General features: G+C 70.1%; 19 protein-coding genes. 15 read left to right on the top strand and 4 right to left on the bottom strand.

From position 1 onward, the window contains the following. Positions 1-30 precede the first annotated feature (30 nt). The 9 genes from ACIBF7_RS28855 (at position 31) to ACIBF7_RS28815 (ending at position 7,050) form a co-directional block, all read left to right on the top strand. The gene (locus ACIBF7_RS28855; RefSeq protein WP_148036883.1) at positions 31-1,239 is read left to right on the top strand and encodes an ATP-binding protein; all 1,209 of its coding nucleotides are present in this window, start codon (positions 31-33) and stop codon (positions 1,237-1,239) included. Continuing rightward, a complete protein-coding gene (locus tag ACIBF7_RS28850; RefSeq protein ID WP_148036884.1) occupies positions 1,236-1,868 on the top strand; it encodes a response regulator transcription factor in 633 nt (210 codons plus the stop codon). The genes ACIBF7_RS28855 and ACIBF7_RS28850 overlap by 4 nt, the downstream gene beginning before the upstream one ends. Before the next feature lie 156 nt (positions 1,869-2,024). Further along, positions 2,025-3,488 carry a glutamate--cysteine ligase gene (locus ACIBF7_RS28845; RefSeq protein ID WP_397198564.1) on the top strand — a complete coding sequence of 488 codons (1,464 nt, stop codon included), beginning with the start codon at positions 2,025-2,027 and terminating at the stop codon, positions 3,486-3,488. A gap of 5 nt (positions 3,489-3,493) precedes the next feature. Next, positions 3,494-4,147, top strand: coding sequence for a neutral zinc metallopeptidase (locus ACIBF7_RS28840; RefSeq protein WP_397198563.1), 654 nt, complete (start codon positions 3,494-3,496; stop codon positions 4,145-4,147). Positions 4,148-4,222: 75 nt separating this feature from the next. After that, positions 4,223-4,480 carry a WhiB family transcriptional regulator gene (locus ACIBF7_RS28835; RefSeq protein ID WP_219545166.1) on the top strand — a complete coding sequence of 86 codons (258 nt, stop codon included), beginning with the start codon at positions 4,223-4,225 and terminating at the stop codon, positions 4,478-4,480. Positions 4,481-4,523: 43 nt separating this feature from the next. Further along, complete coding sequence (locus tag ACIBF7_RS28830; protein ID WP_271276625.1) at positions 4,524-5,234, top strand: CPBP family intramembrane glutamic endopeptidase; 711 nt, start codon at positions 4,524-4,526, stop codon at positions 5,232-5,234. Next, entirely contained in the window at positions 5,234-6,220 is a 987-nt protein-coding gene (locus ACIBF7_RS28825; RefSeq protein ID WP_148036889.1) for a DUF2804 domain-containing protein, read from the top strand. Before ACIBF7_RS28830 ends, ACIBF7_RS28825 begins: the two co-directional genes overlap by 1 nt. 195 nt (positions 6,221-6,415) lie before the next feature. Beyond that, positions 6,416-6,640 (top strand): type II toxin-antitoxin system VapB family antitoxin, encoded by a 225-nt coding sequence (locus tag ACIBF7_RS28820; protein WP_148036890.1) that lies wholly within the window; start codon positions 6,416-6,418, stop codon positions 6,638-6,640. Then, on the top strand, positions 6,622-7,050 hold the full coding sequence (locus ACIBF7_RS28815) for a PIN domain nuclease (RefSeq protein ID WP_148036891.1): 429 nt from the start codon (positions 6,622-6,624) through the stop codon (positions 7,048-7,050). The genes ACIBF7_RS28820 and ACIBF7_RS28815 overlap by 19 nt, the downstream gene beginning before the upstream one ends. A 6-nt stretch (positions 7,051-7,056) precedes the next feature. Here ACIBF7_RS28815 and ACIBF7_RS28810 read toward each other — a convergent pair whose 3' ends face one another. Then, positions 7,057-7,776: a PIG-L deacetylase family protein gene (locus ACIBF7_RS28810; protein ID WP_219545169.1), complete on the bottom strand. Its 720-nt coding sequence runs from the start codon at positions 7,774-7,776 to the stop codon at positions 7,057-7,059. A 124-nt stretch (positions 7,777-7,900) separates the two neighbouring features. Between ACIBF7_RS28810 and pcrA the strand changes: the two genes are divergently transcribed. Continuing rightward, positions 7,901-10,123: a DNA helicase PcrA gene (gene pcrA, locus ACIBF7_RS28805; protein WP_271276630.1), complete on the top strand. Its 2,223-nt coding sequence runs from the start codon at positions 7,901-7,903 to the stop codon at positions 10,121-10,123. Between the two features lie 9 nt (positions 10,124-10,132). Here pcrA and ACIBF7_RS28800 read toward each other — a convergent pair whose 3' ends face one another. Both ACIBF7_RS28800 and ACIBF7_RS28795 read right to left on the bottom strand, forming a co-directional pair. Next, entirely contained in the window at positions 10,133-11,092 is a 960-nt protein-coding gene (locus ACIBF7_RS28800) for a L,D-transpeptidase (protein WP_148036893.1), read from the bottom strand. Positions 11,093-11,442: 350 nt separating this feature from the next. After that, positions 11,443-12,141 carry a hypothetical protein gene (locus ACIBF7_RS28795; protein ID WP_397198562.1) on the bottom strand — a complete coding sequence of 233 codons (699 nt, stop codon included), beginning with the start codon at positions 12,139-12,141 and terminating at the stop codon, positions 11,443-11,445. 396 nt (positions 12,142-12,537) lie between these two features. Between ACIBF7_RS28795 and sucC the strand changes: the two genes are divergently transcribed. The 3 genes from sucC (at position 12,538) to ACIBF7_RS28780 (ending at position 16,387) form a co-directional block, all read left to right on the top strand. Continuing rightward, complete coding sequence (gene sucC / locus ACIBF7_RS28790) at positions 12,538-13,719, top strand: ADP-forming succinate--CoA ligase subunit beta (RefSeq protein ID WP_148036896.1); 1,182 nt, start codon at positions 12,538-12,540, stop codon at positions 13,717-13,719. Between the two features lie 3 nt (positions 13,720-13,722). Then, positions 13,723-14,598 carry a succinate--CoA ligase subunit alpha gene (gene sucD, locus ACIBF7_RS28785; protein ID WP_148036897.1) on the top strand — a complete coding sequence of 292 codons (876 nt, stop codon included), beginning with the start codon at positions 13,723-13,725 and terminating at the stop codon, positions 14,596-14,598. Positions 14,599-14,761: 163 nt separating this feature from the next. After that, entirely contained in the window at positions 14,762-16,387 is a 1,626-nt protein-coding gene (locus ACIBF7_RS28780) for a DUF6350 family protein (RefSeq protein ID WP_397198561.1), read from the top strand. On the opposite strand, the gene ACIBF7_RS28775 is transcribed toward ACIBF7_RS28780, so the two are convergent. Then, positions 16,388-16,807, bottom strand: a complete 420-nt coding sequence (locus ACIBF7_RS28775; RefSeq protein ID WP_261809072.1) for a hypothetical protein — start codon at positions 16,805-16,807, stop codon at positions 16,388-16,390. It abuts the gene before it with no gap. 76 nt (positions 16,808-16,883) lie between these two features. On the opposite strand from ACIBF7_RS28775, the gene purN reads away from it, so the two are divergent. Then, the gene (purN, locus tag ACIBF7_RS28770; protein WP_261809073.1) at positions 16,884-17,513 is read left to right on the top strand and encodes a phosphoribosylglycinamide formyltransferase; all 630 of its coding nucleotides are present in this window, start codon (positions 16,884-16,886) and stop codon (positions 17,511-17,513) included. After that, positions 17,510-19,051 carry a bifunctional phosphoribosylaminoimidazolecarboxamide formyltransferase/IMP cyclohydrolase gene (purH, locus tag ACIBF7_RS28765; RefSeq protein ID WP_148036900.1) on the top strand — a complete coding sequence of 514 codons (1,542 nt, stop codon included), beginning with the start codon at positions 17,510-17,512 and terminating at the stop codon, positions 19,049-19,051. The genes purN and purH overlap by 4 nt, the downstream gene beginning before the upstream one ends. The last annotated feature ends 31 nt before the right edge of the window (positions 19,052-19,082 follow it).

Raw genomic sequence — 19,082 nt, 5'->3', positions numbered from 1 at the left:
AACGCTGCGACATGTGACGATGGCGGTGTTATGACAGACCAGAAGACACTCGCCGAGCCCGAGACCAGCGGGCCGTACCGCCGCATGATGCGCCCCATGGAGGGCCGGCTCGTCGGCGGCGTCGCGCAGGGCCTGGCCGCGCAGCTCAAGCTCGACCCCGTCGTGATCAGGCTGGTGTTCGTGCTGCTCAGCGTGGTCGGCGGGGTCGGCGGTGTGGCGTACGCGGTGCTGTGGATGATCACGCCGCGCGAGCCGTACAGGGGAGAGCCGCCCGCCCGCGACTGGAGCCAGCTCGCCGCGTTCACGGCGATCGGGGTGGCGCTGCTCGCGTTCGGGTTCCTGACGGGAGCCTCGCGGGGCGGCATCGGCATGCTGCCGTTCGCGGTGGGCGGCATCGGCGGGCTGATCCTGTGGCAGCAGGCCGACCCCGACCGCCGCAAGAACTGGGTGAGCGGCGCGACCAAGAGCATCAGGAAGAACCGGGTGCGCACGCTCCTCGGCGTGATGCTCGTGGTGGCGGGCGGGATCGGCTTCCTGGTGGTCGAGGGCCAGCTCCAGGAGGCGGGCCAGGGCCTGCTGTTCACCACGGTCGTGGTCGGCGGGCTGGCGGTCATCGCCGCCCCGTGGCTGGCCGGCCTGTGGAAGGAGCTGCAGCTCGAACGGCGCGAGCGCATCCGTCAGGAGGAGCGCGCCGAGGTCGCCGCGATGGTGCACGACTCCGTCCTGCACACGTTGACGCTCATCCAGCGCGTCGCGCACGACTCGCGCGAGGTCACCCGCCTGGCCCGCTCCCAGGAGCGCGAGCTGCGCAACTGGCTCTACCAGCCGGCCCAGGACGCCGACGCCACCCTCGCCGCCGCCGTACGGCGCATCGCGGCCGAGGAGGAGGACGCGCACGGCGTGCCGATCGAGGTGGTCTGCGTCGGCGACATCGACCTCGACTCCGGCGGCAGGCTCGGGGCCATGCTCAAGGCGGCCCGGCAGTCGATGGTCAACGCCGCGAAATACTCTGAGAGTCCGTCCATTTCCGTGTACGCGGAAGTAGAGGGTGAAGAGGTCACGATTTTCGTGAAGGATCGGGGCAAGGGGTTCGACCTCGACGCGGTGCCGGTCGACAGGATGGGGATCAGGGAGTCCATCATCGGAAGGATGGAACGTCACGGCGGCGCCGCCAGGGTGCGTACCGAGCCTGGCGAGGGCACTGAAGTGATGCTGACGATGAAGGTGGAAAAGCAATGACGCGGGTGCTGATCGTGGACGACCACCGGCTCTTCCGCTCCGGCGTGCGGGCCGAGCTGGGCGACTCGATCGAGGTCGTGGGCGAGGCGGAGGACGTCGACTCGGCGGTCAAGGCCATCGCCGAGCTGCAGCCGGACGTCGTCCTGCTCGACGTCCACATGCCCGGCGGCGGCGGCCAGGAGGTGCTGCGCCGCGTGCTCGGCGCCGGCTCGCAGGTGCGCTTCCTCGCCCTGTCGGTGTCGGACGCGGCCGAGGACGTGATCGGCGTCATCCGCGGCGGCGCCCGCGGCTACGTCACCAAGAACATCAGCGGCAAGGAGCTGACCGACGCCATCAGCCGGGTCGCCGACGGTGACGCGGTCTTCTCGCCGCGCCTGGCCGGCTTCGTCCTCGACGCCTTCGCCTCCTCCGAGGCGCCTCCGATCGACCCCGAGCTCGACTCGCTGACGCAGCGCGAGCGCGAGGTGCTGCGGCTGATCGCCCGCGGTTACGCGTACAAGGAGATCGCCAAGGAGCTGTTCATCTCGGTCAAGACGGTGGAGACCCATGTCTCGTCGGTGCTGCGCAAGCTCCAGCTCTCCAACCGCCACGAGCTCTCCCGCTGGGCCACCGCCCGCCGCCTCGTCTGACCGCCGGGGAGAAAGTCGTCCATGAACGACTCCGGCTGGGCGTGGGCGGGGCTGGCGGCACGGGGAAGTTGGAGCGTAGGCGCCTTGCCTCAGCCCAGGACGAAGGCTGGGCGTGGTGGGGTGGTCTAACAAGGGACGGCGTGCGACATTCCAGGTATGGGCAGGGATGTGCCGATCGTCGTGTTCAGCCGGGACGACCGACGGAAGTACCGCGAGAAGGTCCACCGTTGCCTCGACGTCTTCGCGGAGCTGCTCCGGGAGTCGAAGTTCGAGGTCGACCGGTCGCTCGCCGGTCTGGAGATCGAGCTCAACATCGTGGACGGCGCCGGCGAGGCGTGCATGCGCAACGCCGAGGTGCTCGCCGCCATCGCGCGGCCTGACTGGGCCACCGAGCTGGGTCAGTTCAACGTCGAGATCAACATCGAGCCGCAGGAGCTCGGCGACGGCGGGGCCCGGCGGCTGGAGGACGACGTGCGCGCCCGGCTCAACCACGCCGAGGAGCGCGCCCGGTCGCAGGGCGCCCGTCTGATGCTGGTCGGCATCCTGCCCACGCTGCGCGAGCGGGACATCGGCGAGGGCACGCTCTCCGCCAACCCCCGCTACAAGCTGCTGAACGAGCAGATCTTCGCGGCCAGGGGCGAGGACCTGCACCTGCGGATCGAGGGCGTCGAACTGCTGGACACGCGCGCCGACAGCATCACCCCCGAGGCCGCCTGCACCAGTGTCCAGCTGCACCTGCAGGTCAGCCCGCCGGCGTTCGCCGCGCACTGGAACGCCGCCCAGGCCATCGCCGGCCCCCAGGTCGCCGTCGCCGCGAACTCCCCGTACCTGTTCGGCAAGGAGCTGCACCGCGAGACCAGGATCGCGCTCTTCGAGCAGGCCACCGACACCCGTCCGGACGAGCTGAAAGCACAGGGCGTGCGGCCCCGCGTGTGGTTCGGCGAGCGCTGGATCACCAGCGTCTTCGACCTGTTCGAGGAGAACGTCCGCTACTACCCGGCCCTGCTGCCCATCTGCGATGACGAGGACCCGAGGGCCGAGCTGGAACAGGGCCGCGTCCCGCAACTGCACGAGCTGACCCTGCACAACGGCACCGTCTACCGGTGGAACCGTCCCGTGTACGCGGTGGTGGACGGCCGCCCGCACCTGCGCGTGGAGAACCGGGTGCTCCCGGCCGGCCCGTCCGTGCTCGACATCGCGGCCAACGCCGCCTTCTACTACGGCCTGATGAGCGTGCTGCCGCACGCGGAGCGGCCGGTCTGGAGCCAGATGTCGTTCGCCGCCGCCGAGGAGAACCTCTACAACGCCGCCCGCCACGGCCTGGAGGCCAGGCTGTACTGGCCGGGGCTCGGCGAGGTGCCGGCGGACGAGCTGATCCTGCGCCGCCTGCTGCCCATGGCGTACGAGGGGCTGAACCTGCGGGGTGTGGACCACGACGTCTCCGCCCGCCTGCTGGGCGTCATCGAGGGCCGCTGCCTGACCGGCCGCACGGGCGCCACCTGGCAGGTCGAGAAGGTACGGACGATCGGCGGCGACCGGCATGAGGCGCTGCGGGCGATGACGCTGGAGTACCTCGACCGTATGCACGCGAATGAACCCGTACATACCTGGGCAGTCTGAGGCATGTGACGCCTCCCCTCGTCGTGCGCCTCCTGCTCGTCGTGCTGTTGCTGGCCCCCGTCTCCGCCTGTGGTGTGGTCGACGTGCCGTCGAGGGACCGGCGCGGGCTCGACTCGTTCGAGGACGACGTGTGGGGCGCCAGGACGCTGTCGGAGGAGTTCTGGAAGCAGCAGTTCGCGGCGTCCGGGATGACCTATCGCCCGGTCAACCGGTTCATCCCCTACTCGGGGACGAACGGGCCGCGTTGCGGCGGACAGCCGTCCGTGCCGAACAACGCCTTCTACTGCTCGGCGGGACATTTCATCGCCTACGACGAGGAGTGGATGCGGGCGCTGTGGAGCCGGATGGGCGACGGCTCCGTCTATCTGATCATCCCGCACGAGTTCGGCCACGCCGTGCAGGCCCAGCTCCGCACCAGTTTCCGCCTCAACGTGGAGATGGAGCTGCAGGCCGACTGCTACGCGGGCGGCACGCTGCGCGCCCTGATCGACTCGGGGGCGCTGGTGGCCGAGCCGGGCGACGAGGACGAGCTCCTGCTCAACCTCGCCGCCGCCGGCGACCCGACCGACGACTGGCTCGACCCAGCTGCCCACGGTACGGCCGAGCAGCGCCAGCGGTCGTTCGCCGTCGGCTACACCCGCGGCGTGAGCGCCTGCTGACACCTCCCGCGATGTAGTCGCGTGTCAATCCCCAGGATGATGCGACTGATCTTGTACACGTCATAGCGTTAGCCCATGCCATTGGAGGAGATCGGCTGGCTGCGCAGGGGGGCCTGCAGATCCAGCGACCCGGAGCTCTTCTTCCCCCTCGCCCCCTCACCCGTCCAGGAGGCGCGGGCCAAGGCCGTCTGCGCGACGTGCCAGGTCCTCACCGAGTGTCGTTCGTACGCGTTGAAGGCGGGCGAGGCCGATGGCATCTGGGGTGGGCTCACCCCGGAGGAGCGCCGCCGCTCCCGCGTTCCCGAAGGTGTGCGCCGCCCCGCGGCCTCGTGACCCTCCGGCGCGAGTTGATAGTGAGCGCGACTAATCTTCAAGGGTGCTGCTTCGCTCGATCGCCGTGCTGACCGCGGCCAACGTGCTCAACAACCGCGTCGCGCCGCGGCTCGGCCCCCTCACCTCCGCCGCGGCCACGGCGGCGCTGGTGGCGATGGCCCGCCGGTCCGGAGTCACGTGGGAGGAGCTCGGGTTCGAGCACGGGCGCCGTGGGGCGGTCATCGGCGGGGTGCTGGTGACCGGCGTGGCCGCGGTCTACACCGTCGGCATCACCCTCCCTCGCACCCGCCCGCTCTTCCACGACGAGCGGGCGCTGTCGCTCACCCGCGCCCGCGTCCTGGAGGAGGCCCTGCTCCAGGTTCCCGTCGGCACGGTGCTGCTGGAGGAGGTCGGGTTCCGCGGGGCGCTGCACGCGATGCTCCGCCGGGCCCACGGGCAGGCCACCGCCACGGCGGTGTCGTCGGCGCTGTTCGGCCTCTGGCACATCCTGCCGGCCGTCGACATGGCGCGCGCCAACCCGGCGCTGGGAGCGGTCGTCGCGGGCGAGTCCCCCGGGCGGCTCGACACGGCGCGGGTCGTGGCGGGCAGCGTGCTCTCGACGGCCGCCGCCGGGGTCCTGTTCACCGAGCTGCGCCGCCGGGGCGGGCTCCTCGCGCCCTCGATGCTGCATCTGGCGACCAACTCGCTGGGCTACCTCTTCGCCCGCCTCGCCGCGACCAAGACCGAGCCCGTCCAGCAGGAGGCCTCCCTCTGATGACGACGCGCGAACGGGAGATCACCGAGCCCGTGGACCTCTGCCTGCCCGACGGACGGCTCAACCCGGCCGCCGTCGGCTGGACGCGACGGCCGCTCCACCGGGCCAACCTGCGCGGCTGGGGCCGCACCAAGCGCTGGGAATACTGGGGGATCGTCACCCCGTCCCACATCATCGGCGTCGTGGCGTCCTCGCTCGACTACGCGGGCGTGCACGGCCTCTACGTCCTCGACCGCGCCGCCGGCGAGGAGATCAGCAGGGACGTCGTGGTGCCGTTCGCCCGCGGCACCGTCATGCCCGACCGCAGCGGGGAGGGCACCGCCGTCGCGAAGGGCGGCGGCGGGCTGGACATCCGGATCACCCAGACCCCCGGCGCCACCGCGCTGCGCGCCCGCGCCGAGGGCATCGAGGTCGACCTGGAGATGCCGTCGCGCGAGGGCCACGAGTCGCTCGGCGTGGTGGTGCCGTGGGGCCCGCGGCGCTTCCAGTACACGGTCAAGGACGTCGGCCGCCCGGTCCGGGGCAGGCTCGTGCTCGGCTCGGTCCCGTACGAGGTGCGCGAGGAAGACTCGTTCGCCGTGCTCGACCACGGGCGGGGGCGCTGGCCGTACTCGATCGCCTGGAACTGGGCGGCGGGCAGCGCGCCCGGGAAGGCGATCCAGCTCGGCGGGCGGTGGACGGCCGGCACCGGGATGACGGAGAACGCCCTGTTCATCGGCGGCCGGCTGCACAAGATCGGCGAGGAGCTGGCGTGGAGCTACGACCGCGCCGACTGGATGCGGCCGTGGCGGATCACCGGTCCCCGGGTGCAGGTGGAGTTCACGCCGTTCTACGAGCGGGTGGCCCGCACCGAGCTGGTGGTGGTGGGCTCCGAGACCCACCAGTGCTTCGGCCACTTCGCCGGCCGCGCCCAGGCCGACGACGGCACCTGGGTGGAGCTCGACGGGCTGACGGGGTGGGCGGAGGAGGCCCGGCAGCGCTGGTGATGTTCTCCCGGTGGTGAGGGTGCTTTCCGCCCCGGGGTGAGGATCCTTCACCTCGCGGCCCTGGCCTGCGTTCATCCTCTTTGCCGCTGCTTTAAAGTCACTTCCGCGCCTCAACGTGTTCGATCAAACACGGAGAGTGCGTATATCAAGATCACACTTCGTGATATACGCTGGAGGTAACGGAGGTGGTGTTCCATGCGAACGGTCATCGACATCGACAAGGAACTCGTCCAGGCGGTCCAGGACAGGCTGGGGACGAGCAGCATGAAGGAAACGGTCCACTCGGCCCTGCAGGCGGTGCTCGACCGGGACGAGGAGACGGCGGACGCGATCGAGGCGTTCGAGTTCTGGCGGACGGAGGGGAGCCCGGATCTGCTGGATCCGGAGGTAATGAAGCACGCGTGGCGGCGACAGGAGTGATCTACCTGCTCGACACGAGCGCGCTGGCGCGCATCAGGACCAGCGACGTCGTCGCCAAGGCGCTCCACCCGCTCTACGCGGCTCGTGTCGTGGCCACGTGCGACATCATCGACCTGGAGGTCGGCTACAGCGCCCGTAACCACGCGCACTACAAGCGCATCATCCGCGCACAGCACCAGGTCATCAGGCTGTCCGCCGGACCGGAAGTCTGGGCGCGCGCCCGCGAGGTCCAGCTGAAGCTGATCGAGGCCTCGCAGCATCGCGGCGTCAGCCCGCCGGACCTGCTCATCGCCGCCTGCGCCGAGGTGTACGGCGCTACGGTGCTCCACTACGACCGCGACTACGACCGGATCGCGGAGGTCACCGGGCAGCCGTCGCTGTGGGTGGTGCCGCCCGGTTCGGTGCCGTAAGCCGGCCTATGTCGTGTTGACGACCTGGAAGCCCTCGGCGTAGTGCCCGTCGGGGAAGCCGGCCTGCCGCGCCCAGGCGGCGAAACGGTCCCTGACGATCTCCGCGAACCCCTCGATGTGACCCACCTGACTGGCGTGCGACTGCAGTGCCGCCAGTTTGCGGTCGACGACCGGCGTGATGTCCACCCAGTGGTTGCGGGTGGGCCCGCCCATGAGCCACACCTCACGCACCGTCCACGCCTCCAGGCCCTCCTCCTCGACGAGCTCGGGGAAGGCGTACGGGTTGCGCGCGTCGGGATAGACGGCGTCCAGGGTGGCGCCGCCGACCGCCCGGTGGTCGGGGTGGCTGGGGGCGATGAACTCGTAGTTGCGCTCGGGGTGATGGGTGATCACCAGCTCGGGCCGTACCTGCCTGATGACGCGCGCGATGTCCCTGCGCAGATCCAGCGACGGGACGACGGTCCCGTCGGCGCGGCCGAGGGAGCGCAGGTCGGTCACGCCGACGCACTTGGCCGCCGCGGCCTGCTCGGCGCGGCGCAGTTCGGCCATGCCGGAGTGGTCCAGGGAGCGGTCGTTGCCGCCCGCGTCGCCGTCGGTGACCAGCAGGTAGGTCACCTCCACGCCCTTGTCGGCGAACAGCGCCACGCTGCCCGCCGCGCCGAAGTCGGCGTCGTCCGGGTGCGCCGTCACGACGAGGACCCTGGTGATCTCACTCTCCGGCAGCATGGCTCCCCTTTCTGAGGCGTCTGTCCGCACAACGGGAGCCCGGTCCCCGGCATTCCGGGCGCCGATTGTCGGTGAGGGGGCCTAACCTAGGGGCGTGCCCACCCAAGTCTCTGTTGACCACCCTTTGCTCGACGGCCTCAACCCTCAGCAGCGCGAGGCCGTGCTCCACCACGGCAGCCCGCTGCTGATCGTCGCGGGCGCCGGGTCCGGCAAGACGCGGGTGCTCACCCACCGCATCGCCTACCTCCTGGCCGAGCGCGACGTCCATCCGGGCGAGATCCTGGCCATCACGTTCACCAACAAGGCCGCCCGCGAGATGAAGGAGCGCATCGACAAGCTCGTCGGCCCGCGCTCGCGGGCGATGTGGGTGATGACCTTCCACAGCGCGTGCATGCGCATCCTGCGCCGCGAGGCCAAGCGGCTCGGCTTCCCTTCGAGCTTCTCCATCTACGACCAGGCCGACTCCCAGCGCCTCATGGCCATGGTCTGCCGCGAGATGGAGCTCGACCCCAAGCGCTATCCGCCCCGGTCGTTCTCCGCCCAGGTCAGCAACTTCAAGAACGAGCTGATCGACTACGAGACCGCGATCGAGCGGGCGGGCTCCCACCTGGAGAAGACGCTCGCCCAGGCCTACAAGAGCTACCAGCTCAAGCTCACCGAGGCCGGCGCGATGGACTTCGACGACATCATCATGAACACGGTGACGCTCTTCCAGCTCTTCCCCGAGGTGGCGGAGCACTACCGGATGCGCTTCCGCCACGTCCTCGTCGACGAATACCAGGACACCAACCACGCGCAGTACATCCTGATCAGGGAGCTGGTCGGGTTCCCCGAGCTGCGCACCGCCGACGGCGACCAGGTGCGCTCCGGCACCAGCCAGTCGGAGCTGTGCGTGGTCGGCGACGCCGACCAGTCGATCTACGCCTTCCGTGGCGCGACGATCCGCAACATCCTCGAGTTCGAGCGCGACTACCCCGACGCCCGCACGATCCTGCTGGAGCAGAACTACCGCTCCACCCAGAACATCCTGGCCGCCGCCAACGCGGTCATCTCCCGCAACGAGTCGCGCAAGCCGAAGAACCTCTGGTCCGACCAGGGCGACGGGCCCAAGATCGTGGGATACGTCGCCGACAACGAGCACGACGAGGCCGTGTTCGTGGCGCAGGAGGTCGACCGGCTGGCCGACGAGGAGGAGGTCAGGCCGGGCGACGTCGCGGTCTTCTACCGCACCAACGCCGCCTCCCGCGTGTTCGAGGAGATCTTCATCCGCACCGGCCTGCCCTACAAGGTCGTCGGCGGGGTGCGCTTCTACGAGCGCAAGGAGGTCAAGGACCTGCTGGCCTACCTCCGGGTGCTGGCCAACCCGCTCGACGTGGTGTCGCTGCGCCGCATACTCAACGTGCCCAAGCGCGGCATCGGCGACCGGGCCGAGGCGATGGTGGAGGCGTTCGCGGCGCGCGAGCGGATCCCGTTCTGGGAGGGCCTGCGGCGGGCCGACGAGGCGCCGGGCATGGCCACCCGCTCGCTCAACGCGATCAGGGAGTTCGTCGCGATGATCGATGAGCTGATCGCCAAGGGCGAGGGCGTGCCGCCGTCCGCGCTGGCCGAGGAGGTGCTGGTGGCCACCGGCTACCGCGCCGAGCTGGAGGCGTCCGAAGATCCTCAGGACGAGTCCCGTCTGGAGAACCTCCAGGAGCTGGTCTCGGTGGCCGGCGAGTTCGAGGAGGCCAATCCCGAGGGCACGCTCGTGGAGTTCCTGGAGCAGGTGTCGCTGGTGGCCGACGCCGACCAGATCCCCGAGCAGGACGGCGGCCAGGGCGTGGTGACGCTGATGACGCTCCACACCGCCAAGGGCCTGGAGTTCCCGGTGGTGTTCCTGACCGCCATGGAAGACGGCGTCTTCCCCCACATCCGCTCCATCGGCGAGCCGAAGGAGCTGGAGGAGGAGCGCCGCCTGGCCTACGTCGGCATCACCCGCGCCCAGCAGCGGCTCTACCTGACGCGGGCGGCGGTGCGCAGCTCGTGGGGCGCGCCGTCGTTCAACCCGGCCTCGCGGTTCGTCAACGAGGTGCCGGCCAAGCTGGTCGAGTGGCGCACCGACCCCGACAAGTCGGCGTGGAGCGCCGCCACCCGCCGCGAGCCCGCCCCGGCCGCGGCCCCGAAGAAGACCGGCGGCCGGGCCGTCCCGTCGCTGACGCCGGGCGACCGGGTCACCCACGACGCGTTCGGTCTCGGCACCGTGGTGTCGGTAGACGGCGTGGCCGAGAAGACCAAGGTCAAGATCGACTTCGGCTCGGGCGGTGAGAAGACGCTCCTGCTCGCGTACGCGCCGCTGGAGAAGCTCTGACCCCGTACGTCAGCTCTGGGCGGTGCGCAGGGCGCTGCCCTTCTTCCACTGGGTCCAGTTGAGCTGCCAGTAGCTCCAGCCGTTGTTCCACTGGAGCTTGCGCTTGGTGCCGACGATCTTGACGACGTCGCCGCGCTGGCTGATCTGGTAGAACCACTTGGCCCCGGCCGGGGTGGCGCGCACACAGCCGTGGCTCTGGTTGGACCGGCCGAGATACTGGTAGTCGCCGAAGCTCTGGTGGACGTACTCGCCGCTGTCGGAGATGCGCACCGCCCACGGGATCTCCTCCTTGTAGTAGCGGGGGTCCTTCGGGTCGGTCACCCCCATCCACGACGAGGTCATGGTCTCCACGGCCTTCTTGCCCATGGTCAGGTGGACGCCGCTGGTGGTCAGGTAGACGTCGACGCCGTTCCTGACGAGCCCGCCGCGGCCGGCGCTGATCGGGATCTTCTTGGCCAGCTTGCCGTTGCGGTAGACCTTCATGACGTGCTTGCGGGTGTCGACCAGCGACACGTGCTTGGCGCCGACAGCGAAGCGGCGGCTGACGTTCTTCGCCTTCTCGTTGCCGGGGATCTCGCTGAGCAGGGCCTTGAACAGCACCTTCTGGTAGGGCTTCCAGTAGGTCTTGGTGCGGTAGATGACCTTGCGCGGCGACACCCACCGCCAGGCGCCCTCGACGGGCTGCTCCGCCTCGACCTGGAGCACGGACTCGACGGCGGCCTTGTCGGGCACGTCGCGGTCGAAGGTGACGATGATGGGGAAGCCGACGCCCACCTTCTCCGTCTTCTCGCCCATGGGGGTGATGTCGGCGATGCCTATCTTGAACTTCTTCTTCGCCTTCGTGACGGTTTGAGCCGCCTGCACCGTCTGCGGCCGGGCGGCCTGCTGAGCGACGGGGGCGCCCTCCGCCGCGCAGGCCACCGCCGTCACCAGCGCGGCGGCGGCGAGAATCCGGGGGAAGACATTCACGGGTCGTACTCCTGAGCTATGGTTCTCCGCGTTACGCGTCTGTACGTGTGACAATTGGGACGCGTGTTTCGACGGCGAATGGCTCGTCACGATGTTGTAACGGTCCAAAGGAGCACGAACCCGGCCTCCGTGGATCAGCGTTTGACCTCAGCGGCCCGCCGCTCTGACGGTCCCGCTTCTCCACGGCGGCCAGCGGATCCTTGGGCGCGGCCTGCGCGGGGACGGCCTGGACGAAGGTCGAGGCGAGGGCCGCGGTGAGACGCTTCATGCGATGTCTCGGTCTCGTGGGACTGGGAAGACCCCCATGCCCGAGAGCATGAGGGTCCTCATTCGTACGGAAGAGGAGAAAGCTAGCCGCCGACCCCGAGTGAGCTGATGGCGTCTTCCGGGATCTCCGACGGGATGTCGGCGTCCGGCGTCTCGGCGAACAGGTCGGCGATGTCGAGCCACTGCGACTTCGCCGGGGCCTTGATCGTGACCTTGGAGCCCCAGCCGGTGTAGCGGGTGTCGGTGACGGTGCGGCTGCTGCCCATGAGGCCGAAGTCGAGTGTCCACTCGCTCACCACGCGGGTCACCAGTCCTCTGGCGTTGGTGTCGAGGAGATACTTGACCTTGATCTTCCCTAGCTTGCCGGGGATCGTCGTGTCCTGGAACGCCGCGAGCTGCTTGAGGGTGACCGTGCCCTTGTAGTCGCCCTTGACGTTCTCGGCCTTGGCGACCAGGCCCTTGAGCACCTTCGGGTTGAAGATGTCGACCATTTGGTTCGACTGGTGGGAGAAGCCGGGGTAACGCAGCCACTTCTTGCCCTCGGGCAGCATGTCCGTGAAGATGCCGCCCTGCAGGTACCTGTGGTCGCCCGTGCTGATGGTGCGGTTGGAGCCCAGCGCCGACAGGGAGGTGCGCGTATTGCCCTTACCGCTGGACTTCGCGCGGCTGGTCAGGTCGGCCGCGATCACTCCCTTCTTACCGAAGGCGAGTTTTCCTGTCGTACGAAGGGTTTCGGCGGCCTTTCCGTCGACGTAACTACGCGCAGTTTCGGAAACGCGCACTCCGTGTCCTGGCTTGAACTGCTGCTTCAGCGTTTTGACCGGATTCGCCGGTGCGGCCTGCGCTGGCGCCACCGTGACCAGCGTCGCCGCGGTGGCCAATGCCAGTCCGGCAATGACTCTTCTCATCGTTGTCCTCGGTTGAAAAGGAAGGGGAAAAAGGTATCTTGCCGATCGAAGATCACAGCGATATCTCAATAGGCGGACAAGAGCTGATGATTCGGTGCACATTTCGTGCAGGCGGAGTGAGATCACCGTCACATCCAGGCACAACCGCGACCCGGTGACCGGGAAGGGTCAAGTCTGGGGCTAGGCTTCACTGGCGGAAACGCCCGGCACGGACGTACGGGGTGGCCCGGGCCGTCGAACATTCAGTCGGAGAAGCAAGGACGGACCCTCGTGGACCTGTTCGAACATCAGGCGAAGGAACTCTTCGCCGACTACGGCATCCCGGTGCCACGCGGCATCGTCGCCCACACCGTGGAGGAGGCACGCGCGGCCGCCGAGGAGCTCACCGGTCGCGTCGTCGTCAAGGCGCAGGTGAAGACCGGTGGCCGCGGCAAGGCCGGCGGCGTCAAGGTGGCCGACGACGCCGCCGACGCCGTCGAGAAGGCCCAGGCCATCCTGGGCATGGACATCAAGGGCCACACGGTGCACAAGGTGCTCGTGGAGGAGGCCAGCGCGATCGCGGAGGAGTACTACTTCTCCTTCCTGCTCGACCGCGCCAACCGCACCTTCCTGGCCATCTGCTCCGCCGCGGGCGGAATGGACATCGAAGAGGTCGCCCACTCGACCCCCGAGAAGGTCGCCAAGGTGCCGGTCTCGCCGCTGACCGGCGTCGACCGCGCCACGGCCCGCGAGATCGCGGCGGCCGGCGGGCTGCCGGAGAAGGCGCTCGACGGCGCGGCCGAGCTCATCGAGAAGCTCTGGTGCGCGTTCGTCGACGAGGACGCCAGCCTCGTCGAGGTCAACCCGATGATCCTGTCGGCCGACGGCCAGGTGAAGGCCCTCGACGGCAAGGTCACGCTCGACGACAACGCCTCCTTCCGCCAGCCCGACCACGAGGCCTTCGTCGACCAGGCAGCCGAGGACCCGCTGGAGGCCGCGGCCAAGGCCAAGGACCTCAACTACGTCAAGCTCGACGGCACCGTCGGCATCATCGGCAACGGCGCCGGCCTGGTCATGTCCACGCTCGACGTGGTCGCCTACGCGGGCGAGGCCTTCCCCGGCAAGCCCGCCCCGGCCAACTTCCTCGACATCGGCGGCGGCGCGTCCGCCGAGGTCATGGCGGCCGGCCTGGAGATCATCATGTCCGACCCGTCGGTCAAGTCGATCTTCGTCAACGTGTTCGGCGGCATCACCGCCTGCGACGCCGTGGCCAACGGCATCGTCTCGGCGTTCAAGCTGCTGGAGAGCCGCGGCGAGTCGGTCAACCACCCGCTGGTGGTCCGCCTCGACGGCAACAACGCCCAGCTCGGGCGACAGATCCTGGCCGACGCCGCGCTCCCGCGCGTCGAGCTGGTCGACACGATGGACGACGCGGCCAAGCGGGCCGCCGAGCTCGCTGCGGTAGGTGCGTGACACATGGCTATCTGGCTGACCGAGAACAGCAAGATCATCGTTCAGGGCATGACCGGTTCGGAGGGCACCAAGCACACCCGCCGCATGCTCGCCGCCGGCTCCCGCGTCGTAGGCGGCGTCAACGCCCGCAAGGCCGGCACCACCCACGAGGGCCTGCCCGTGTTCGGCACGGTCAAGGAGGCGATGGAGAAGACGCGCGCCGACGTGTCCGTCGTCTTCGTCCCCCCGGCGTTCACCAAGGACGCCGTCAAGGAGGCCGTCGACGCCGAGATCCCGCTCTGCGTGGTGATCACCGAAGGCGTGCCGGTCCACGACACCACCGAGTTCTGGGCGTACGCGACCGAGAAGGGCAACAAGACCCGCATCATCGGCCCCAACTGCCCCGGCATCGCCTCTCCCGGCGCCTCCAACGCCGGCATCATCCCCGCCGACATCACCACCGCGGGCCGCATCGGCCTGGTGTCGAAGTCCGGCACGCTGACCTACCAGCTCATGTACGAGCTGCGTGACTTCGGCTTCTCCACCGCCGTGGGCATCGGCGGCGACCCGGTCATCGGCACCACGCACATCGACTGCCTCCAGGCGTTCCAGGACGACCCCGGCACCGACGCGATCGTGATGATCGGCGAGATCGGCGGCGACGCCGAGGAGCGCGCGGCCGCCTACATCGAGAAGCACGTCACCAAGCCGGTCGTCGCCTACGTCGCGGGCTTCACCGCGCCCGAGGGCAAGACCATGGGCCACGCCGGCGCCATCGTCTCCGGCTCGGCCGGCACCGCCCAGGCGAAGAAGGAGGCCCTGGAGAAGGTCGGCGTGCGCGTCGGCAAGACCCCCTCCGAGACCGCCCGCCTGATGCGGGAGATCATGCAGTCACGCTAGACAGCGGCGAAGGCCCCCACGGACGGCTCGTTCGTCCGGGCGGGGCCTTCCGCGTGTCCGGGGCTCGGAAAGCCCGTGCCCGTCGCGGAAACACCGTATAAACCGGGCGGGTGCGGCGCGTCAACCAAGCGCCGGTCGGGAAAGATTGAGAAAATCACTTGTTGTGACGGCGATACTCGACCAGCTCCGCACCGCCCCCCGGTCGGTTCTCGGCAAGCTGCCGGGGGTCTCGGGTGACGACGAGTCCCGCCGGCCCCTGCCCGTGTCCGGCATGCTCGCCGCCGCCATCGCGCTGGGCGCCGGGCTCGCCGTCCTCACCACGCTCACCATCGTCGGCTGGATGGCCGCCCCGCGCGGCGCGCTCGGCCAGGGGCTGCCCGGCGTGTTCCGCACGGCCGCGCAGATCTGGCTGGCCGCCCACCACGCGGGCTTCGACATCCCCGGCGGCCGGGTCGGGCTGCTGCCCCTGGGCCTGATGGTGCTGCCCGCCCTGCTGCTCTACAAGGCGGGGCGGTGGATGGCCCGCGACGCCGACCTGCGGCTGCGGATGCCGGCCCGGCTCCCGAAGAACAGCCCGAAGGAGAAGGCCAACGCGCGGCGCCGGGCCCAGCTCGTGCTGGTCGTGCAGGCGGGCGTCTCGCTCGCGGCCCCCTACGCCATGCTGGCCGGCGGCATCGCGCTGGCCACCACCAACGACCTCACCAAGCCGTCCATCGGCGAGGCGCTGATCAGCCACTTCCTCCTGGCCTTCCTGGCCGGCACGCTCGCCGTCGCGCGCACGATCGGGCCGTGGCGGGTGATGCCGAGGCTGCTGCCCGAGCGGGTGCGGGCGGTGACCGTCGGCACGGCGGTGGCCACCGCGATCATGCTCGCGGCCGGGCTGGTGCTCGTGCTGGTCGCCATCGTGCTCAACTTCGACCAGGTGCGGGAGCTGTCCGACGTGCTCGCGCCGGGGTTCGTGGGCGGCGTGCTGCTCCTGCTGGTGCAGCTGCTCTACCTGTTCAACGTGGTCATCTGGGGGCTGTCCTACATCGCCGGGCCGGGGTTCGCGGTCGGCGCGGACACGCTGGTCGCGCCGACGGGCGTGCAGCTCGGCACGGTGCCGAGCCTGCCGATGCTGGGCGCGCTGCCCGACAGCGGCCCGGCGCCCGTCTGGATGATGGCGGTGATCGCGCTGCCGTTCGCGGCGGGCGCGGTGGCGGGCGTCGTGGTCGCCAGGATCTCGCCCTCTCCCGCGTACGAGGCCGCGCCGCTCTGGGGTTTCCTCACCGGCGTCACGACCGGGCTGGTGGCGGCGGCGCTGGCCGCGTTGTCCGGCGGGCCGATCGGCGGCGGCAGGCTGACGGTCGTCGGGCCGCCGGCGTGGGAGGTGGCCCTGTCGGTCGGGCTGGAGGTGGGCGTGGCCGCCGGCATCTCCGCCGGCGTGACCAACCTGCTGCTGCTCAGCCGCAAGGCCCGCGCGCCGCTCGACAAGGCCGCCGCGCCGGTGCGGAAGGCGGGGGCGGCGATCGCCAGGGCGGCGAGCAAGGTCGGGCTGGCCGAGTCGGACGCCCGCCCGCTGCCCGGCCACTGGATGGACGCCACCGAGGCCGACACGCAGCCCATCCCGGTCATCAGGGACGACTGGCAGGACGAGCACGCGTCGGCCGCCGCCGAGACCCTGGCCCAGGCGCGGCCGCGCGCCCCGCTGGACGAGGCGCCGCGGAGCCGCAAGGACATCGTGGACGAGTCGGACGACAAGGGCGGCCACGTGATCTACGTGGACCCGTACGCGTGGGACCGCGACTGATCAGGGCTGCGCCGCGCCGAGCAGCTCCAGCACGTCGGGCGGCAGCTTCTTCTCGGCCGCCTCCCTGAACTGCACGAAGCACTCGCCCTGCGACTGAACCGTGCCGGCGCCCTTCATGCACTCCTGGTAGGCGGAGTTCTCGTCCATCAGGTAGACCTGCATGCCGGTGGCCCCGGCGGAGAGCAGCAGCGCGGCCGTCGCCACGGCGATGCCGCCCGACGCCACGCCGGTGGGTTTGCCCGCGCCTCTCAGCAGCGGGAGCGCGCGGATGCCGGCCACGAGCGCGAACACCGCCATGACCAGCCCGGCCAGCGGCAGCATGAACGTCATGGCCAGCGCTGCGATGGACAACCAGATCGCTCGGCGGCCCGCGGACTCCGCGGGCTGCTGACCGGCCGGTGCTTGCACCGGTGTCGACACCTGACCTCCTCTGCGTCACCGGGCGAGTAACGGATACGCTTGCAGCCCCACCCCACGATTGTCCATGGGAGAGTGCGTGTCTAAGGCTGGGCGGCTCGTCGTCCTCGTCTCCGGCTCTGGAACAAACCTACAGGCCCTGCTGGACGCTTCCGCCGATCCTTCGTACGGGGCCCGCGTGGTGGCCGTCGGCGCCGACCGCGATGGGATCGAAGGTTTGGCCAGGGCGTCACGCGCAGGCGTACCCACTTTTGTGCGAAATTTGCGTGATTATCCGAATCGTGAGGATTGGGATGCCGCGATCGCCGCGGAGATCGCGGCCCACAAGCCCGATCTGGTGATCTCGGCCGGCTTCATGAAGATTCTCGGCGCTCCGACGCTGGACTCGTTCCCGGTCGTCAACACCCACCCCGCGCTGCTGCCGTCGTTCCCGGGGGCTCACGGCGTGCGCGACGCGCTCGCGTACGGGGTCCAGGTGACGGGCTGCACCGTGATGCTGGCCGACGCCGGCGTCGACACCGGGCCGATCATCGCCCAGGAGGCCGTGCGCGTGCTGCCGGGCGACGACGAGTCCGAGCTGCACGAGCGCATCAAGACCGTCGAGCGCCGGCTGCTCGTCGACACTGTCGGCCGGATGGTCCGCGAGGGCTGGACGGTCAGCGGACGCGTCGTCCGCATCGGCAACAACATTGGAGGGGAAAACTCGTGACCCGCATCGCCATCCGGCGTGCCCTGATCGCCGTGTACGACAAGTCGGGGCTGGAAGAGCTGGCCAGGGCTCTTGACGGTGCGGGGGTGGAGATCGTGTCGACGGGCGGCACGGCCGCCGCCATCGCGTCCTACGGCATCCCGGTGACCAAGGTCGAGCAGCTCACCGGCTTCCCCGAATGTCTCGACGGGCGCGTCAAGACGCTCCACCCGAGGGTGCACGCCGGGCTGCTCGCCGACCTCGGCAAGCCGCACCACGTGCAGCAGCTGGAGGAGCTGGAGATCGACCCGTTCCAGCTCGTGGTGGTCAACCTCTACCCGTTCGAGCAGACGGTGGCCTCGGGGGCGTCGCCGGAGGAGTGCGTCGAGCAGATCGACATCGGCGGCCCCGCCATGATCCGCGGCGCCGCCAAGAACCACAACACCTGCGCGGTCGTGGTCGACCCCGGCTTCTACGGCGAGGTGTCCGCCGCGCTGGAGCAGGGCGGGTTCAGCAAGGCCGAGCGCAAGCGGCTGGCGGGCATCGCCTACGCCCACACCGCCGCCTACGACGTGGCCGTGGCCTCGTGGTTCGGCAGCGCGTACGCGGCCGAGGAGGAGTGGCCCGCGTTCATGGGCGCGACCTGGCGGCGCAAGGCCGAGCTGCGCTACGGCGAGAACCCCCACCAGGGCGCCGCCCTCTACACCTCGGGAGCGGACGGGCTGGCCAACGCCGAGCAGCTGCACGGCAAGGAGATGTCCTACAACAACTACCTCGACGCCGACGCCGCCTGGCGGGCCGCGTGGGACTTCACCGACCCGTGCGTGGCCATCATCAAGCACCAGAACCCGTGCGGCATCGCCGTCGGCGCCGACGTGGCCGAGGCGCACCGCAAGGCCCACGCGTGCGACCCGGTCTCCGCCTACGGTGGCGTGATCGCCGTCAACGGGCCGGTCACGGCGTCCCTGGCCCGGCAGATCGCCGAGGTGTTCACCGAGGTCGTGGTGGCGCCCGCGTTCGAGCCCGAGGCGCTGGAGATCCTCACCAGGAAGAAGAACCTGCGCCTGCTGGTCTGCCCCGCCGGCCCGGCCAACGCGGCCGAGTTCCGCCGGATCGACGGCGGCCTGCTCGTCCAGCAGGTCGACCGGGTCGACGCGGCCGGCGACGACCCGTCCACCTGGCAGCTCAAGGCGGGCGAGCCGGCCTCTCCGGAGATGCTGGCCGACCTGGCGTTCGCCTGGCGGGCCGCGCGCTCGGTCAAGTCCAACGCGATCCTGCTGGCCAGCGACGGCGCCACCGTGGGCGTGGGCATGGGGCAGGTCAACCGGGTCGACTCCTGCCGCCTCGCGGTCAGCCGGGCGGGCGAGCGCGCGACGGGCGCGGTGGCCGCGTCCGACGCGTTCTTCCCGTTCCCCGACGGGCCGCAGGTGCTCATCGAGGGCGGCGTGAAGGCCATCGTCGAGCCCGGCGGCTCCGTACGCGACCAGGAGGTCATCGACGCGGTGGAGAAGGCGGGCGTCACGCTCTACTTCACCGGCACGCGGCACTTCTTCCACTGATCGACGGCTCGGCGGCCCGGACTCCGGGCCG

Source organism: Nonomuraea sp. NPDC050478 (assembly GCF_044458265.1).
GTDB classification, from domain to species: domain Bacteria; phylum Actinomycetota; class Actinomycetes; order Streptosporangiales; family Streptosporangiaceae; genus Nonomuraea; species Nonomuraea ferruginea.
Note: the sequence above shows the minus strand (reverse complement) of the source record. Positions and strands in the feature narration are given on the sequence as shown.